The sequence below is a fragment of the Winogradskyella marincola genome, assembly GCF_029624125.1.
Classification (GTDB): domain Bacteria; phylum Bacteroidota; class Bacteroidia; order Flavobacteriales; family Flavobacteriaceae; genus Winogradskyella; species Winogradskyella marincola.
This window is the reverse complement of the sequence record NZ_JARSBN010000003.1, coordinates 103247-120983: the sequence shown is the minus strand read 5'-3', so window position 1 is coordinate 120983 and position 17737 is coordinate 103247. Positions and strand designations below refer to the sequence as shown.

At 33.2% G+C, this 17737-nt stretch carries 20 protein-coding genes; 5 read left to right on the top strand and 15 right to left on the bottom strand.

The annotated features are described in order from the left end of the window. Positions 1 to 56: 56 nt before the first annotated feature. Positions 57 to 902: a winged helix-turn-helix domain-containing protein gene (locus tag P7122_RS06155; RefSeq protein WP_278004904.1), complete on the top strand. Its 846-nt coding sequence runs from the start codon at positions 57 to 59 to the stop codon at positions 900 to 902. Between the two features lie 10 nt (positions 903 to 912). On the opposite strand, the gene P7122_RS06150 is transcribed toward P7122_RS06155, so the two are convergent. Genes P7122_RS06150 through P7122_RS06135 form a run of 4 tightly spaced genes read right to left on the bottom strand, consistent with a single transcriptional unit; the run spans position 913 to position 3823 of the window. Next, on the bottom strand, positions 913 to 1347 hold the full coding sequence (locus P7122_RS06150) for a hypothetical protein (RefSeq protein WP_278004903.1): 435 nt from the start codon (positions 1345 to 1347) through the stop codon (positions 913 to 915). Positions 1348 to 1350: 3 nt separating this feature from the next. After that, positions 1351 to 2028 carry a metal-dependent hydrolase gene (locus tag P7122_RS06145; protein WP_278004902.1) on the bottom strand — a complete coding sequence of 226 codons (678 nt, stop codon included), beginning with the start codon at positions 2026 to 2028 and terminating at the stop codon, positions 1351 to 1353. Positions 2029 to 2064: 36 nt separating this feature from the next. Next, entirely contained in the window at positions 2065 to 2970 is a 906-nt protein-coding gene (menA, locus tag P7122_RS06140; protein WP_278004901.1) for a 1,4-dihydroxy-2-naphthoate octaprenyltransferase, read from the bottom strand. A 13-nt stretch (positions 2971 to 2983) separates the two neighbouring features. Beyond that, complete coding sequence (locus P7122_RS06135; RefSeq protein ID WP_278004900.1) at positions 2984 to 3823, bottom strand: 1,4-dihydroxy-2-naphthoyl-CoA synthase; 840 nt, start codon at positions 3821 to 3823, stop codon at positions 2984 to 2986. 113 nt (positions 3824 to 3936) lie between these two features. Between P7122_RS06135 and P7122_RS06130 the strand changes: the two genes are divergently transcribed. Both P7122_RS06130 and P7122_RS06125 read left to right on the top strand, forming a co-directional pair. Further along, complete coding sequence (locus tag P7122_RS06130; protein WP_278004899.1) at positions 3937 to 4341, top strand: hypothetical protein; 405 nt, start codon at positions 3937 to 3939, stop codon at positions 4339 to 4341. A gap of 152 nt (positions 4342 to 4493) precedes the next feature. Continuing rightward, positions 4494 to 4904, top strand: coding sequence for a hypothetical protein (locus P7122_RS06125; RefSeq protein ID WP_278004898.1), 411 nt, complete (start codon positions 4494 to 4496; stop codon positions 4902 to 4904). An 11-nt stretch (positions 4905 to 4915) separates the two neighbouring features. Here the strand turns inward: P7122_RS06125 and P7122_RS06120 are convergent, their stop codons facing one another. The 5 genes from P7122_RS06120 to P7122_RS06100 all read right to left on the bottom strand — a co-directional run bounded on the left by P7122_RS06120 (position 4916) and on the right by P7122_RS06100 (position 9637). After that, positions 4916 to 5746, bottom strand: coding sequence for a CvfB family protein (locus P7122_RS06120; RefSeq protein WP_278004897.1), 831 nt, complete (start codon positions 5744 to 5746; stop codon positions 4916 to 4918). A 110-nt stretch (positions 5747 to 5856) separates the two neighbouring features. Next, entirely contained in the window at positions 5857 to 6195 is a 339-nt protein-coding gene (locus P7122_RS06115) for a DUF2853 family protein (RefSeq protein ID WP_278004896.1), read from the bottom strand. A gap of 106 nt (positions 6196 to 6301) precedes the next feature. Then, complete coding sequence (gene menD, locus P7122_RS06110) at positions 6302 to 8062, bottom strand: 2-succinyl-5-enolpyruvyl-6-hydroxy-3-cyclohexene-1-carboxylic-acid synthase (protein WP_278004895.1); 1761 nt, start codon at positions 8060 to 8062, stop codon at positions 6302 to 6304. A gap of 30 nt (positions 8063 to 8092) precedes the next feature. After that, complete coding sequence (locus P7122_RS06105; protein ID WP_278004894.1) at positions 8093 to 9208, bottom strand: chorismate-binding protein; 1116 nt, start codon at positions 9206 to 9208, stop codon at positions 8093 to 8095. 3 nt (positions 9209 to 9211) lie between these two features. Beyond that, entirely contained in the window at positions 9212 to 9637 is a 426-nt protein-coding gene (locus P7122_RS06100; RefSeq protein WP_278004893.1) for a PaaI family thioesterase, read from the bottom strand. Positions 9638 to 9786: 149 nt separating this feature from the next. Between P7122_RS06100 and P7122_RS06095 the strand changes: the two genes are divergently transcribed. Further along, positions 9787 to 10425, top strand: coding sequence for an alpha/beta hydrolase (locus tag P7122_RS06095; protein WP_278004892.1), 639 nt, complete (start codon positions 9787 to 9789; stop codon positions 10423 to 10425). 11 nt (positions 10426 to 10436) lie between these two features. Here the strand turns inward: P7122_RS06095 and P7122_RS06090 are convergent, their stop codons facing one another. The 4 genes from P7122_RS06090 to P7122_RS06075 all read right to left on the bottom strand — a co-directional run bounded on the left by P7122_RS06090 (position 10437) and on the right by P7122_RS06075 (position 14925). Next, positions 10437 to 11852 carry a glycoside hydrolase family 99 protein gene (locus P7122_RS06090; protein ID WP_278004891.1) on the bottom strand — a complete coding sequence of 472 codons (1416 nt, stop codon included), beginning with the start codon at positions 11850 to 11852 and terminating at the stop codon, positions 10437 to 10439. 133 nt (positions 11853 to 11985) lie between these two features. Beyond that, the gene (locus P7122_RS06085) at positions 11986 to 12309 is read right to left on the bottom strand and encodes a YtxH domain-containing protein (RefSeq protein ID WP_278004890.1); all 324 of its coding nucleotides are present in this window, start codon (positions 12307 to 12309) and stop codon (positions 11986 to 11988) included. 237 nt (positions 12310 to 12546) lie between these two features. Next, complete coding sequence (locus P7122_RS06080; RefSeq protein WP_278004889.1) at positions 12547 to 14166, bottom strand: hypothetical protein; 1620 nt, start codon at positions 14164 to 14166, stop codon at positions 12547 to 12549. A 123-nt stretch (positions 14167 to 14289) separates the two neighbouring features. Beyond that, positions 14290 to 14925, bottom strand: a complete 636-nt coding sequence (locus P7122_RS06075) for a YiiX/YebB-like N1pC/P60 family cysteine hydrolase (RefSeq protein ID WP_278004888.1) — start codon at positions 14923 to 14925, stop codon at positions 14290 to 14292. A 129-nt stretch (positions 14926 to 15054) separates the two neighbouring features. Between P7122_RS06075 and P7122_RS06070 the strand changes: the two genes are divergently transcribed. Further along, positions 15055 to 15414 (top strand): YfiM family lipoprotein, encoded by a 360-nt coding sequence (locus tag P7122_RS06070; protein WP_278004887.1) that lies wholly within the window; start codon positions 15055 to 15057, stop codon positions 15412 to 15414. Here the strand turns inward: P7122_RS06070 and P7122_RS06065 are convergent. Together P7122_RS06065 and P7122_RS06060 are read right to left on the bottom strand one after the other, a co-directional pair. Beyond that, positions 15407 to 16354, bottom strand: coding sequence for an NAD(P)H-dependent flavin oxidoreductase (locus P7122_RS06065; RefSeq protein WP_278004886.1), 948 nt, complete (start codon positions 16352 to 16354; stop codon positions 15407 to 15409). The genes P7122_RS06070 and P7122_RS06065 overlap by 8 nt on opposite strands. Before the next feature lie 50 nt (positions 16355 to 16404). Beyond that, positions 16405 to 17634: a class I SAM-dependent rRNA methyltransferase gene (locus tag P7122_RS06060; RefSeq protein ID WP_278004885.1), complete on the bottom strand. Its 1230-nt coding sequence runs from the start codon at positions 17632 to 17634 to the stop codon at positions 16405 to 16407. Between the last annotated feature and the right edge of the window lie 103 nt (positions 17635 to 17737).

The window sequence follows — 17737 nt, the reverse complement described above, 5'->3', positions numbered from 1 at the left end:
AAAAGAAATGTGAAGCCTTGTAAAAAGTGTTTAAAATGCTGTTCTTTACATAGCTTATGAAAAAACACTATCGCTTTAATCTATTATTAGTAGTTGCTATTGTACTAAGCTCTTGTGCTTCTAAAATGCAAGAGACTAATTCTGATGCAATAAAAGTAGCTATTAGAGCTGTTGGTCATGAGCTACTTTTGGCACAAAATGATTCTACTTCTTTGGTTTTACCGATTGAAGAAATTGACACAAGGACTTATAAACTTCAATTTCAAAAAGAATTGTCTATTGAGCCTGGATTTTTAGCAGAGACTATAACCCGAAACTTTAAAACTGCTGAATTACCTTCAAATTACATTATAGAAGTTGTACAGTGTAGCGATAACCAAATTGCTTATAGCTACCAAATGAAGCGCAAAAAGGATAATGAAATTGTTCCTTGTGGTGGTCGCGTTTTATCTAAATCTTGTTATTTATTATTGGTGAAATTTCAAAACAATAATAAGACTGGTTTATCGCTTTGGATTCCTGTTGCATTACTACTCGTTTTAATTTTGATAGTTCTATTCATTTTAAAACGAAGAACCTTTTTAAAACCTAAAGAAGACAACGATGATAGAATAAAATTAGGAGGCTTTATCTTTTACCCAGAACAACATAAGCTCGTAAAACAAGCTTTGGAAATAAGTCTTTCTAAAAAAGAATGTGAAATCCTTGAAATCTTCTCTGAAAAGCCAAATGAAATTATTTCCAGAGAAGAACTTACAAAACGTATTTGGGAAGATAATGGTGTTGTTGTAGGAAGAAGTTTAGACACTTACATCTCTAAACTTCGCAAAAAACTACAAGATGATCCAAATATTAAGTTAACCAATGTGCATGGTATTGGATATAAGTTGGAAGTATCTTAGAATAACTTTTCTAATTAGCAATGTCTAAAACATCCTTTTTCTCTCTTCCATTTTTTGTTAACCTATACAGTTCATATACAAAGTAAGCACCCATAAAACAAGCTGCTAACCTATCTTTATTCCACAGATAATAAATAGCAATACCCAATAATATAGGTGGCAAGAATCTAAATAATTTAGAGATAAACTTGAACCAAACCTTTACTTTTTTAGGAAGAATTGACTTTAATTGTACTGAAAAATAATCAAAAACTACATTTAGAAGTTGAACTACTGAGTAAAGTAATAAAAGGAAAAAAACACCAATAATTAACGTACTGATTGCCTCTCCACCATCAATGGATAACTTATAAAGGAAGTCTATTGAAAAATATATGACTCCTAAAAAAAGAATTGGTCTAAATGCCTTTTTCCAAATAACAAATAAGAATTCTTTCCTTGTCATTTTTTACAACTCTACACTCTCACCGATACCTAAAAGCATTAAATCTTTATCCTTTTCAAAGAATTTGCGCTTGGCTTCATCGTGGTCTATTTCTATATAACCAAAGGTATCAAAGTGATAACCTAATACTTTATCGCACTCTACAAAGTCGCTTGCTAGGATAGCATCCTCAACTCCCATAGTAAAGTTATCTCCAATTGGTAAAATAGCCAAATCTAGTTTTGTACGTAATGGAATTAACTTCATATCCATAGTTAATGCAGTATCACCAGCTATGTAAATATTTTTGTGCTCACCTTCTATAATGAAACCACCTGGTTGTCCACCGTATTTTCCATCAGGAAAAGATGATGTATGAATAGCGTTAACATATCTTACATTACCAAACTCAAAATCCCACGAGCCTCCATGGTTCATTGGGTGACCTTCAAATCCTAAATTTTGATAATGTGTTACAATTTCATGATTAGAAACAATAACAGCTCCTGTACGCTTTGCAATAGTTTCTACATCTAAGGTATGGTCTTGGTGTGCGTGAGTTAGTAAGATATAATCGGCTTTAATCTGCTCTATATCAATCTCTGAAGCTTTTTCGTTTCCTGTGATAAAAGGATCTACTAAAATATGGATATCTTTAATCTGTATGCCTAATGTAGCATGACCGTAAAATGTGATTTTCATTTCAATATTAATTTTTGAAAAATAATTTCCCTAAAATTAATATAATACATACCCAACACCTAACAATAATGCAAAAAGAAATGCTGTTAGAGCCAATACTTTTAATTGACCATCAAAATCATCAGGCTCTTTTGCTGCTTTAATTTTTTTAATATGAATTAATAATGGCACAAAAGCAACCAAATAAAGAAAGTTGTATGGTTCTACATAATACAGTATTGAAAAAATTATAGAAGCAAACATTGCACCTATAATTAGAAAATAGTGGTATTGCTTAGCTCGTTTTATACCTAATTTTACAGCAATTGTAATTTTACCTACTTTAGCATCTTCTTCTAAATCTCTCATATTGTTAAGATTTAGAACACCTACACTTAGCAACCCAAGAGCTATTGCAGGTAACACAACAACATGATCGATAGTGTGTACATAAAGTAAATAACTACCTATTGTACTGATTAAACCAAAAAATATAAATACAAAAACATCACCCAAAGCTCTATAGCCATACGGTGAATCTCCCATAGTGTAATTTAGAGCTGCATAAACAGAAAGACCTCCTAAAAACACAAATAGAAGTAAGAACAAAAAATTAGCTGGCCCAAAAGCTGCCATAATTAATGACAGCGTAAGTATTATAACTATGACAATATTAAACTTTATAGCATCTAACATTTCCTCTGGAGTAATAGCTCCACTTTGTATCGCTCTTTTAGGACCAACTCTATCATCGTTGTCTGTACCTTTTACTCCATCACCATAATCATTTGCTAGATTAGATAATATCTGAAGGCTTACAGTGGTTAAAATAGCCAATACCAATACCCACCAATTAAAACGACCATTGTATGTAGCAAAACAAGTTCCTAAAATAATACCAGAAACAGAAAGCGGTAAAGTTCTAAGCCGCATGGCAGAAAGCCATGGTTTAATTTTTTTCATTAAGCCATTAATTTTAAGGAATCCACTTTTTTGGAAAATTTGGCTTTCTTTTTTCTAAAAAGGCATCACGTCCTTCTTTAGCTTCGTCTGTCATATACGCTAATCGTGTAGCTTCACCTGCAAATACTTGCTGACCAACCATACCATCGTCTGTTAGATTCATTGCAAATTTTAGCATTTTTATAGATGTTGGTGACTTTGCTAAAATCTCTTGTGCCCACTCATAAGCTGTTGATTCTAATTCGTCGTGAGGTATAACGGCATTTACCATTCCCATTTCATAGGCCTCTTGAGCAGAATAATTTCTTCCTAAAAAGAAAATTTCTCTGGCTTTTTTCTGCCCTACCATTTTTGCTAAATAAGCAGATCCATAGCCTCCATCAAAACTGGTAACGTCTGCATCAGTTTGCTTAAAAATGGCATGCTCTTTACTCGCCAATGTTAAGTCGCAAACCACATGCAAACTATGTCCACCACCTACAGCCCAACCTGGCACTACTGCAATTACAGCTTTTGGCATAAAACGAATAAGACGTTGAACTTCTAAAATATTTAATCTGTGGTAACCATCATCTCCTACGTAACCTTGATGTCCTCGTGCTTTTTGATCTCCACCAGAGCAAAAACTCCATATTCCATCTTTGGATGATGGTCCTTCTGCACTTAATAAAACAACACCAATATTTACATCTTCATTAGCATCATAGAAAGCATCATATAGCTCTGATGTGGTTTTAGGACGAAAGGCATTTCTTACATCCGGACGGTTAAACGCTATTCTAGCAACGCCATTACATTTATGATATGTTATATCTTCATAAGATTTGGCAACTTTCCAATCTATAGAACTCATTTTTTTCAATATTTTGATAGCAAAAATAAGGAATTAATAATAATACATAGCTACTAAATATGTGTTTGGTTATTTAAGCCTCAGCACTATATTTGCCGTTGATTTTTATTATTATGATTACATCCCCTAAGATTAATAATACAAATTTCATAAAGAAGAAATTAAAGTTGGGCGAACTCCGTTATAACAACCAATATATAGTTGTGGTTTTTAACGAGGGTATAGACGTTAACTTTGATAATTTTGGTGAAATTGCTGATATTATAAAGTCTCAATACGGAACTAGACCTTTTGGGTATATTTCTAATAGAATAAACTCTTACTCTATAGATCTTTCGGACGCTGAAAAATTCAATAAGATGTTTCCTAATGCTAAGGCTTGTGCTACAGTAGCACATAGCTCTATGACGGAGCGTATTTTTGAAATAGAAGAACGCTTTTTTAAGTTCAACAGAAGAGCTTTCAGAAATATTGAAGACGCTATTGACTGGGTAGAAGACACTCTTTCTAATCTTTAAAAAAGGCTTTTTTTGTAGTACTCTACAGTGAATTCTCTCTGCAATTCTATTGGATTTAATTTCTTGATGTGACTTATTAAAAAAGTGCGTGTCTAATTATAGCTTTAAGTCATGATTCTTAAAGTTTTAGCTATTATTAAAACCTGAAGTACATGGGAATTGAACACACACCTTTAGCGTCAAAAATCATAGGTAAAACTTCAACAGAGTTTGGAGTTACGCATTTTTTTAGAGACATCGCTGTTATTGAGTTTAACGAAGGAACTCACATAGATTTAAAAGCTGTAAGCCCAACAATTAATTCTATTAAAAATTATTATGGCACCTCTAAACCATTTGGAATTATTGCCAACAGAATTAATTCTTATTCTATCTCCTTATTAGATTTAAAAAATGCAAGGCAAAAATTACCAAATTTAGCAGCTTATGGCATTGTTAGTTATACTGATGCTACACGTATGAATGCTGAAATTGAAAGCAGTTTTTGCCAGTGGAATGACATTTGCTTTGATAACTTATACGAAAGCTTAAATACAATTCAACAACGCATTGAAAATAAATAAGATTAGTTAGATTAAACTAATCTTATTCCGTTTTCTTCAATGGTTATTAATCGATCCTTATAAAGAGAACCTACAGCTTTTTTAAACGCTTTTTTACTCATTTGTAAATGCTCTTTTATGTCTTCTGGACTAGACTTATCGTGCAATGGTAAAAAGCCGCTATTATCTTTTAATTCGTTGAGAATAAACTCTGCATTTGGCTCTATGTTTCTATAACCTATTTGATTTAGAGAGATATCTAACTTATTGTCGTGTCGTACTTTTTTAACCACGCCTTTTAGCCTATCTCCTACACTAATATCTTTGTAAATATCATCTTTAAAGACTAGTCCTAGATGCTTTTTATTTACAATAACATTCATTCCTATTTCGGAAGGATGCGACACAATTAAATCCACCTCATCAAACTGTTGAACAGTAAGCTCTTTATTATCTAAAAATCGATTGGTTTTGCTTGATGCTACAAGGCGTTCTGTGTCTTCGTCTAGATAACAATACACTAAATACCAGCCACCTGATTTCATTTTAAAGGCCTGCTCCTTAAACGGACAAAACAATTCTTTTACCAAACCCCAATCTAAAAAAGCACCAAATTTTGTAACTTCATTACAACGTAATAACGCAAAGTCTCCCTTTTTTATAAAAGGCTTATCTGTTGTAGCTACTGGTCTCTCTTCATTATCTAAGTAAACAAAAACCTCTAGTTTTTCGCCTATCTCAAAATCTTCTGGGACGTATCTGTTTGGCAACAAAACTTCTCCTTCTTCACCATCACCTAAAAACAATCCTGGTTCAGTATCTCTTAATATTTCTAATGTGTTGTATTCTCCTAAATGTATCATGCTGCAAAGGTAGAAATAAGTTGCATGTGAAAAGTAGAAAGTTTTAGAAATAAAAAAGACCTTTCAAAAAAAAAGAAAGGTCTTAATGTTTTTATATATACTAAAGTCTACTAGTAAACCGACGCTTTATCAAAATGAGTACATAGTAAATAATACACAACTGCTCTGTACTTATTTCTATTAGACTGACCGTACTTATCCATTACTGAAGCAATAGCACCATCTAAATCATCACTTTCACTTAATCCTAATTTCTTAATTAAGTAATTGTTTTTTACAGTTGCCAACTCGCTCTCGTCAGAACCAGAAACTGTTGAAGAATCTGCATTGTAGATTGAAGGTCCTAAACCTACAGTAACTTTTGTTAATAGATCCATATCTGGATTAACACCACACTTGTCTTTTAAATCAGCTGCGTACTTTGCGATTAATTCGTCTCTTTTACTCATTTTAATATTTGTTTTAGGTTAAATAAATTGTCTCACTAAAGGTAAGTATTTTTTAGACACCTAAAAAGCTGAAAAGTCACATCTTATCACATTAGTAACACTAAAATTACTTTATAAACTTAAAATAATCTAAAAGCACATTATCATTGGTTGTAGATGGTGTAAACACTTCTAATAACTTTGGCTTTTTTGAGACATTATAGAACCTGTCTAGCACCTCTTCTAAAGACGATTCATTAGTTGCTTTAACATATTCAAAACCATACATCTCGCAGAGTTGCTTTGCTGTTAACTGATGTTTAGTTTCAAAAAACGTATCAAAGTTTTCTGTATTCTTATGGCCTGGTAATATTCTAAAAATACCACCTCCTTGGTTATTAATTACAATGATTCTGAAATTCCTTGGAATATAGTTATTCCAAAGTGCATTGCTATCGTAGAAAAAACTTAAGTCACCCGTTACAAATGTAGTACGCAATTTATTGGCTACTGCTGCACCAATTGCTGTACTTGTGCTACCATCTATACCACTTGTACCTCTGTTACAGAATACAGCAATATCTTTTCTAAGCTGAAACAACTGTGTATATCGTATTGCAGAGCTATTACCAACCTGCAGGTTACTTTGTTTTGGTATGCTTTTTAATAACACGTTGAAAACCGTAAAATCTGAAAATGGAATAGTCTTTATATAATCATCGTGAAGTTTTCTGCGTTTCTGTCTCACCTTTAACCAGTTGGTCTTGTAATCGCTTTTTGTATGATGTGTTACTTGAGGTAAAAAGGTTTTTAAGAATGTATTTGGTGTTAGCTTTATATGTTTATCTAAATTGAAGAATGTGTCGTTTGCTTTAAATAAGTCAACATGCCAATGATCTTCTGGCTTATATTGTCTTAAGAAAGCTTTTATCTTTTTTGAAACCACTAATCCTCCAAAGGTTAAAAGAATGTCTGGTTGCAATAACTGCAATTCTTCCTCTTCTAACGGAGCAATCATTTTGTCTATTCCTGGAAAAAAATCTGGGTGATGTAGATTGGATGTTGTTTCTGTAAAAACCAAAATACTATCATCATCTGCTAATTCTTGTATCCATTGCTCTTCTATTGAGTTTGGTTGCAAAACACCAACCAATATCATTTTTCGCTTTGCTGAGTGCCATACATCTAATAGACTTTTTATTTCAAATTCATCTATCTTCTCTGTTCTATCAGAAATACTAAAAGGCTTTGGATTTATACTTAATTCATCTACTGTTTCATAAAGCGGTTCATCAAAAGGAATGTTAATATGAACAGGTCCAGACTTTAGTCTTGCAATGGTTATGGCATCATGTATTTCAGATTCGTTATGCGATTGTATATCTTTTTGAAGTCCTAAAAAACGTTCAAGCTTATTTTCTATACTTCGCATAATAGGCAAATCATCAGCAGCAGTTTTAAGCTCTTTATCTTTTATATCTAGCTTAAGGTTTGCGCTGTACAATACATGCTCTCCATACACGTTCTTTTGCTTTATAGTTTGCCCATCTCCTATATCTATGAGGTGTTTTGGTCTGTCAGCAGACAACACCAATAATGGAATATTACTGTAATAGGCTTCTGAAATTGCAGGATAATAATTTAGCAATGCACTACCAGATGTACACACTAATGCTACAGGTTCTTGTATTTGTTGCGCTATTCCTAAAGCAAAAAAACCAGCACAACGCTCATCTACTATACTGTAGCAATTAAAGAACTCATCGTGCGTAAAACCTATGGTTAATGGTGCATTTCGGCTTCCTGGAGAAATAATTATATGCTTAACATTATGCGTTTTGCATAGTGTAACAACCGTCTGGGATAAGGGAATTTTAGAGTATTTCATCGAATAACAAAGATAAGGATTCTCTTCGTTTTAACTTAAAACGTTAGCGATAGTTTTGGTTTTGTTTACTGTTTCTTCCCATTCGTTTTGAGAGATTGAATCCTTTGTTATACCTCCTCCTACATATATTAAAGCTTTACCATTCTTTAGTTGCATGCAACGTAGATTAACGTAGAAGTTAGAGTGCTTTTTTACAACCGCATAAGCATTATTCTCTACATTACGTCTATTTGTATTTCTGGTTTTTGAGACTTTTAAATTTAACTCACCTAAAAAACCAGTATAATACTCACGGTTATAACTTTCATTTTTGAGAATGAAATGCTTTGATGCTTCCTTTGGAAATCCACAAACTGCTGGTGTAGGATGCAAAGCTTCTATAATAGATGATAGGCTACTCTCTGGTTTTATTTGACTATGAATGTACGTCTTTAAATGCAACAGGTTTCCTGCTCTTACAGTTTCTACTTCAGAAACTTTTATGACATCTGCATGTGGCTCTATTTGTTTTGTAATGTAGTCTGTGACTATCTGTTGTTCCTCATATTCTTTAGTTGTCCATGATACCTCACTATTTTCTGCATAAGATTGAGTTCCTGCTAAAGAAATTGTTGTAAGTCTTCTGCTTTCTACTTTAAATAATAGCTCTGGTGTTGCGCCCAACCACAAGCCTACCTTCGGATGATACCAGCAATACACCATCGCATTTTTGTAGGTATTAAACAAACGTTTAAAAATGGTTATTGGATTAGAGTCTACAAGGCTTTTTTCAACTTTTCTAGATAGCACAACCTTTTCTAGCAAACCATTTTTAATGGTATCTATACCTTTTTCAACAAGGTGTATATGAGCTTCTTCTCCATTATTTTCTATGGAAGAAGACGTAAACTCATCATCCAAATCTATATCCAAAGCGTCTATTGTAAAATGTTGGCAATGGGTTTCGGGAAGTAATATGCTCTTATTATTTAGATCAAAGGGTGAAAAAACAAAACCACTTTCATTAAAGTCTGAAGTTGTGTGCAACGCATCATCTTCTTGCAACCAACATTTTATAACCGAATTTATGGGTCTGCTGTAGACCACAAAAGGCAAATTATTTTTATACTGAAGTTCTAAAGTTTCAAAAAAAGAATCTTGAGTCATCTATTACTTTTTAAGCGGTAATGAAATTGTAGATAAACGGCAAACCGATATTAAATTATCCTGCTCGTCTGTAACCCTAATATCTAACAATTGTGTGGTACGACCCTTGTGCAAAAAAGTAGCTTTAGCGTACACATAGCCTTCTTTTACACTTTTTAAATGGTTAGCTGTAATCTCTAAACCTCTCACAAAATAATGCTCTAAATCTGTAAAAATGTGCGACGCAAAACTACCAACACTCTCAGCTAAAGCAGCTGTAGCTCCACCATGCAACACACCATCTGGCTGATGCACTTTAGGTGTTACTGGCATCCTGGCTACTAAAAAATCTTCGCCATAGTCTACCATTTCTATATCTAACGTTTCCATTAACGTATTTTTTGAAACTTCGTTGGCTTTTGCCAAGATCATTTCCTTAGATAATTGCATATAAAAAGTTTAATTTTACTCGATAATCGAGATTTAAACACTCCGATATTAACGTCGAAATGTTTAAAATTGTATCCTTTGAATACCTCGTAGATTAGCCACGAGATCTTTAATCATTTAACACAAAAATACTGAAACTACCAAGAAAAATGAATTCAGAAGAAAAAGAAATCACATATACAACGAGCAACTCCTACTCTACTTTAAACACACTTACAGAACGCACTAAAAATGTGTGGTTTGTGTGCCATGGTATGGGTTACCTAAGTCGTTATTTTTTACGTTATTTTAAACATCTAAATGCTGAAGAAAACTATATCATAGCTCCACAAGCACCAAGTAAATACTACATGCAACCCAAAATGCATGTTGGTGCTAATTGGCTAACAAGAGACAATACCGAAAGTGGTATGCAAAACATTCTTAACTATTTTGATGCTGTGTTTGAAGCTGAAACTTTTCCAAAGAATATAAACCTAATCGTTTTTGGCTACTCACAAGGCGTGAGTGTTGCTATGCGTTATTTAGCCAAACGCCAATTACAATGTTCGCAATTGGTATTACACTCTGGAGGCATTCCTAAGGAATTGACCGCTAAAGACTTTGAGTATCTTTCTGAAGACACCAAAGTAAAACTTATTTATGGCACAGAAGATGAATACTTAGATGCAGAGCGTATTGTGTATGAAAAACAACGTGCAGAAGAATTATTTGAAAACCGATTACAAATATTTCCGTTTGAAGGCAAACACGTGGTCAATGTTGATTTTATTAACACTATAATATAAACAGGTTATTACTAATCTGTAGTGTAAAATCGCTCTACTGCTCTAAGTAAAATGCGAGCTCTATTCATTTGTCCTCGTTTTATATAATAATAAACTCTATCTAAAAATCGCTGAGTGTTGGGTGTGTTATTTGCAGATCGAGACGCTGTACCTTGATTATTTTGAGCAACAGACTTTCTTAAAAAATAAAGATCCTGAGCAGTTTTTAAATCTTGTGGTGTATAAGAAACACCTGTATATCCTTGTAAAAGTTGAAGGTATAAAAACCCAAATTCTTCTGTGGGCTCTATCATTGTTCCTTCACCAAAATCATTCCAAGTTACGAGTTGTATAAAATCTGAGGTTTCATGATGTGTGTAATTTAATGTTTCTACAAATGTATCACCACCATCTGGATAAATTTGCCAATCATGATCTAATCCCCAACCTCCTTGTAAACTAAAGGAATTAAAACTAGGATAGACACTGCCAACTCTTAATTTGTCTATATTTTGAGGTTGTGTCATGTGCCAATAATAATGACCATGAGCTGTTAAATGCGTTTCGTCTACCCAAGCAAATTCTCCTGTTGCGTTATCTCCTACCCAAGCATTAGCTCCCCAAAGTGTTACATACTCTGGTTTGTTATGCTCTGGAAAAACAGTAAAAATCTGATCCCAATCTTCTGGAGACTGAATATGATGTGGCCCAAACACAAACAATAATGGCTTACCTTCCCATTGCATATATCTTGGACTTGTAAAGTAGTTATCTCTTACATATTCAAAATCTTCTTGTGCAGCAGTTATGGTATCTACTGCAAAGCCAAGATCTACAGCTTGCACAGCTGTTCTATCTTCGTACATAATAGAAAAATCTAAGCCTAAGTCTTCTAACTGCCACATAAATGTTTCTGTGGCTTGTTTCATTATGTTGTAATCATAGTAATCTCTACTTCCGTACCAATCAAAAATAACACCATCTATACCAGACATTTTCATCATTAAAAAATGATATTCTTGTAGATCTGGATCAGATGATGAATAGGGTCCTATCTCAGGATAATAATACGAAGCAATCTCTCGTTTACCATTGGCATCAATAATTTCTGGATTTTTGTTTGCCATTGTCCAATGCGCTCCCCAATATCCATCATAATCCTTGCTCTGAAACCATGGCATATAATGCGCATATACCTTTTTGGGATTAGTTTTTACAACATCCATACCTGTTGTGTCTACGATACGTTGGGATATTGCTTGCTCTATAAAAAGAGTTTCTTCCTCTAAGATGCTTAATAAAATTGAGTCTGGAATAATACTATCTACCTCTACATTGTTTCTAATAGTTGTAGCTTCTTCTTTAAAACTGTCTAAGTCTCTAGAACATGAAGACATTATGAAGACTAACAATAGTGTGCCTGCTGTGTATCTCTTAAAAATTTTCATAGGCTTTTAGTTGGTTAAAAATACTTACAAACTTTTACTGTAAGTGTTAAACCAATCTATAGCAAAAAAAACATCCAAGAGTCTAAAAATCAATTAAATTCGATAAAATGAATAAAAAAGTAAGAAAACACTTTTAACTCGTTTGTTGTAAGGTCTTATTCTTCTCTTTAAGGATAGCCAATTGCTTTTCTAAAAATGTAATGGCTTCTTCTGTTTTATAACTGGCTTTGGACGCAAAGTCTTTCATGTCTTCTTTAAACTTGTCTTTACCAGATTTTGCAGCTTTAGACAAATCTTCTTTTACTTCTGTAAAGTCATCTACAAGTTTGTCTTTTATCTCCTTGCCTTCTTTTTTAAGATGATCTCTGGTAACACTGCCTTTATCAGGTGCTAATAAAACACCTGCTGCTGCACCAATTAATGCTCCTAAAACTAATGCTCCTTTATACTGAATCATAATTTTTCTTTTTTAAGTTAAACCTTGTTTTACTTATTGGTAGTAAAATCTTGTGTTTTGTTACAAACAAATTCAATGCCAAAGGTTTGAGGCTTAATTTTGGGAGTTGCGCTTATCGGTAACGTATAAGAATAGTAGCGGTTTTGTGTGCGAGGATTTTTCGCAGGAAAATCAGACGTAACAAAATTGCAACTACCTTTGGTTAAGCACTAATGTAGCAATTATTTTTATACATTGTTAGGCACTTTTTATTTTTGGTCCATAATTATAGAAATCATAAGCGCGAAAAACTTTTCGAATATTCGTATGCGCATTATTGAAATCCGAGTTCCCTAAAATTGATGCGAGAATAGGTAAATCTTGTTTTTCAGGCATAATAAGAGTCAATTTAGCAACCCAATATTTTCTATTACTCAATTCAATTGAATCATCTTCTAAAATTTTTTGCAATAAATCACTTATAGAAATACTTTCCGAAAATAAAAGCCTAAATTCATTATCGTAATCTTCGCTTAAACCGTGTAAACCATTCTTTTGGTATATTTTTTCTATATGTTCAAGCTCATTGTTGAATTTTTCAATATCCTTAAGAATTTTACTGATAAAAACGGAAGTCGACTCAATTGGAGTATTGTTTTCCATAGCTTCGATACCGCCTAATACAATTGTTATATTCTTTTTCAATGAGCTATTTCCAAGCCTTTGAGCTTTTTTTAGATTTGCTTTGAGCTGTCCTAAATCTTTAGTTTCTCTAATTATAAACCAATAAGGTGCTGTTGTATTATTCTTTGCTACATTGAGAGCTTCTACAATAAATGGCCAAGATTGATGTCCAGTGAATTTTAGATCATTTTCAATAATTTTCGAATCATAGAGACCAAGAGCAAATACATTATTTATTGATGATTTAGGAGGTAAGTCAAGTTGCTTACTTTTTAGTCTTCCATTTGCAGTTGCAATATCTGCATAAAATTGATCTTTTATTTGCGTGAATTCTGATTTTAAAAATTGAGCAGAAATAGGTATAGCTCCTTCGACATCTCTACCTACAATTTTAACATCAAGTGATTGACTGCCATCAGTAACTTTATTAAGAGAAACTGGATTTGCTTTTTCTAATGCGTCAATTAAATAAACAATATCATTCTTTTTAGGAGCAACCTTAATGCTATCGAACTTTTCTATCCAATCTGGTAAATTACTTGGGATTTCTGGGAGAATGAGGAATAAAGATGTGATTAGATTTCTTTTTTCCTCAACATTCGAAGTTTGCTGTAAATCTTGATAAAGTTCATCTATTAATACTTTTTTATCAATTGTAATACCTACTAATTCAGGGATACAAGCTAAATATGGTTTAAAGTTGTTTGATAAGCCAATTAACTTTATAAAATCACTTACGTCTTGAAAAAAAGATGCAACAATTTCATATTTAAGACCATATCCATTATGCAGCCCGTTAGCACGACTCGTAATTATTAGCTGAAATCTATTTGTAAGATCAAGTAATTTCTGGAAATGATCGTCAGGATTAGGAACGTCATTAAGTAAAAATAGAGTATTAGAAGAAGCTTGTCTGATAAGAGAGCGGAAGTCATTTAAAATTTCTGAAGCGGTCTTATATTTCCCTTTTTTATAATCCCGATAAATGATTTTTTTTCCGAGCGCTTGAATTAAGATTGAACTCATTGCTAATTCAATCGCACTACCGATAAGTCCAATTTCAGCAGAATATCGGACTTGTTCTACTTTAAGTTGATCTTTTCTAAACGTACAAATTCCAATTTGAGCTAAGCCTAAAGCTTCAGTACTTGCTTCTATTAACCTAATGGTGTCATTTTTTAATAATCTTGGCATTTTCTCTTAATTGTGCCTAACGGTTTGGATATGAATTCGTTTCAATGATTTATACCCAACGATAAGCGAAGTTCGCATTTTTAAATCAACAAGTCAATACGTAACCTTACGTAGTTTTAAACATTATTGTAAGCGCCTTACAAAAACTAAAGTTTCAGAAGCTGCCATACCATTTGGGTTGCAGCCTGATTTGCCTTCTGGTATTTCTATGCCTAAATCTTTGTAGTGCGTAACCCAACCGTTGTGAAAGGTATTGGTTTTAGCATTTTTAAAGGTCATAGGCTCTAGAGTAAACACATTGTCTTCTTTAAACAATTCGTAGATATACTCTGAGCAGTAATAGCCTTTGTCTTCTAAAATATAGGTGACGTTGTAAGGCTCACCAACTAGATTCTTAGCTTTAGATATTGCTGTTGCTATTTGTGTTTGGGTACTATTTTTTATTCGGTATACATCTGCTGTATAAGTTGAAGAATCGTCTGATTTTAAAAACAACTCTAAAGGCTCTTTTAGCACACCTTTGCCCAAATCTGAGTGGTAGACAAATACACTTCCATCTTCAACACTACAAATTCCCATATGTGTGTAATTTGTAGCTTTTTCGGTTTGGGTCACCTCGTTTATAGCTTCAGATAAGTCACTTTGTGTTGCGCCTCTAAACACTATATCTCCCGACTTTATTGTTGTTGAGGATGAGCAAGATATCACTAAAAACAAAACTATAATTGATGCTGCAATTCTGAGTGTGGTGTTCTTCAAACTGGTGTTAAATTTTATCGTAAAACACAGCGAAATTAACGCTTTTATCGTAAAAATATTAGTCACAGCGAAAAATTTAGGATTCCTAACCAAATCGGTTAGATTACTACCAACCAACCTTTTACAAACATGAAAACTTTACTTATTTTATTTGCACTTTTCTGTTTCAATCTAAGTTCGGCTCAGGTTACTCTAGAAGATGATGGCTTACATTTTACCGTTGGTGCAGCTATATCTAGTGTTACTTACACTTACGTCTACTCTAAAACCAAAAATAAAAACAAAGCTTTTTGGTATAGCTTTGGTCTTTCGTCTTTAGCTGGTTTGTCTAAAGAGTTTTATGATGGTTATATCATTACAGGAAAATTTGATAATAGCGAACTAATATCTACCATGTTAGGAGGACTCTCAGCGAGTTACACTTTTAATATTTTTACTGGCAAACGCAAAAAGAAAAAGAAAGAGGAATTACTAGCCGCTTCTAATTAACCAGCTTAGCCACTATATCCTTTACTGGCAATATTTCTTTGGTGTGCTCTATACTTGGTCCTGCAACCCAAACGGTCTTGTAGGTGGCTTTTTTGGCTGCTTTTTCAGTAGCTTTCATACCTATTGAAAAACGAATCATTTTTACCCACTTTTTAAGCTTTCGGTTTTTGTTAAGCAGGCTTTCTATCCAAGTAGCTTTAGTTCCTATTTTTTGAACATAAGGTGTATTTATTACTGTGCATGGTGTACCAGAAATTCGCTCTGTCATTACAATATCTTTTGCTCCATAATCTACACAAGCTTGTTTATACTCGTCTGTAACTCCAGCTTCTACTGAAGCTATAAAAGGACTACCAACAGACACACCTACAGCACCATAGCTCAACATCTTATCTATATCTGACTTTTGTCCTACTCCACCTGCTGAGATTACTGGTATTTTTAAATTTTCAACCAAATTAGAAATTAAATCCTTTGGTGAAATGTTACCACGATGTCCACCAGCTTCATTATTAACTGCTACAACAGCATCTGCGCCAAGACTTTCAACCTTTTGTGCAAAACGTAAATCGGTAATATCACAAAACACTTTAATACCAACTGCGTGTGCTTCTCTTATGGTTTCTTCAGGACTACCTAAAGAGGTTAAAATAAAATCACAACCTTCTTCGCAAATTACTCTTAGTTGGTCTTTTGCTTTAGGATTCGATTTATTTACAATGAGATTAAACCCAAAAGCACCACCTTCTACTTTATTGGCTTTCAATTCTTTTATAGCAGCCCTTAACTCGTCTAATGTTCTGTAATTTAATGCAGGAATACAGCCTGCAATACCACATTTCATGGCTTCTGTAACCATAGCCACATTAGACACCAAAAACATTGGTGCTTGTATTACAGGATATTTTATGCTGAGTAATTCGGTTAGTTTTGTTTGCATTTTAATTTAGTTTATTCAAATATAAAAAATATTATGCACGCATAGCACTTTTACTCTAAAAAACGATAATAACCACATTTTAAATAAGCTCCTTCAGGAAACGTTACAGGATGGTCTACATCGTGTTTAGTTTTTAAAACTGTATCATACAATCTACCTTGTGCATTTAATACACTTTGATTCAAATCGAAAAAGGATTGCGCTGTTACACGAGATGAACACGATGCCAAAACCAATAAACCTTTTTTAGACGTGAGCTGTACTCCTAATTCTGCTAATTGCTTGTATTTCTTTTTGGCAAGTTCTATTTCGCTTTGCTGCTTGGCAAAACTTGGTGGATCTATAACCACCACATCAAAAGTATTTTTTTGTTTTATGAGGTTTTCCATTTCTACAAAGGCATCTCCAGAAATGGTTTTATGCACTCCAGAATAGTCGTTTAACTTTCCATTTTCTCTCGCAACATCTAGCGCTTGTTTGCTAATATCTAAACTCGTTACTTCTTTGGCTCCATTAGCTAATGCATGCACAGAAAATCCGCCAGCATAAGAAAATACATCAAGCATGGTTTTACCTTTACTTAGCTCTCCTACACGTCTACGATTATCTCTATGGTCTAAAAAATATCCTGTTTTATGACCTTTTAGAACATTAGCAGAAAAATGAACTCCATGCTCTATAAACTTTACAACTTCATTCTCTAAGCTGCCAAAAACAACATCTCCATCAGAAAAATGATGATGCTTACTGTTTTCTAATTGACGACTTAATCGAAGTACAATAGTTTCTGAATTAGATACACTTTGAAGACTTTCTAAAATCCATTGAAGATATGGCAACCATATTTCAGAATACAATTTTACAACCAAAACAGTATCATAAACATCTGCTATTAATCCTGGGAAACCATCATTTTCGCCAAATAGTAATCGGTAGCTGTTGGTTTGGGTTTTAAGTAATTCTTCACGCTTGTGATATGCAACTTCAATTTTTTGTTGGAAAAATTCATGATTAATAACCACTTTAGTCTGCGCGTTATGAATCATTTTAATTCGTATTGGCGAATTAGCATCGTACAAACCAATGCCTATGACTTTGTTTTTATTCTTACTAAAAACAATAGCTAAATCTCCAATATTTGCATCGTCATTAATCTTTACAATACTATTAGAAAATACCCAAGGATGTCCTTTTACCACAGACTGTTCTGCTTTAGCATTGAGTTTAACTGCTAAGTTTTTGGGCTTGTTTTGTACTGAAAAAGATCTATTAAACGTCATAATTTGTATAATCCTGAGATACTAAATTTTTAGAATTTTGTACAAAAATAGCTTTAAATAGCTCAGTATTTTAACATTTAATGGATGAAATTACACTGTTAAG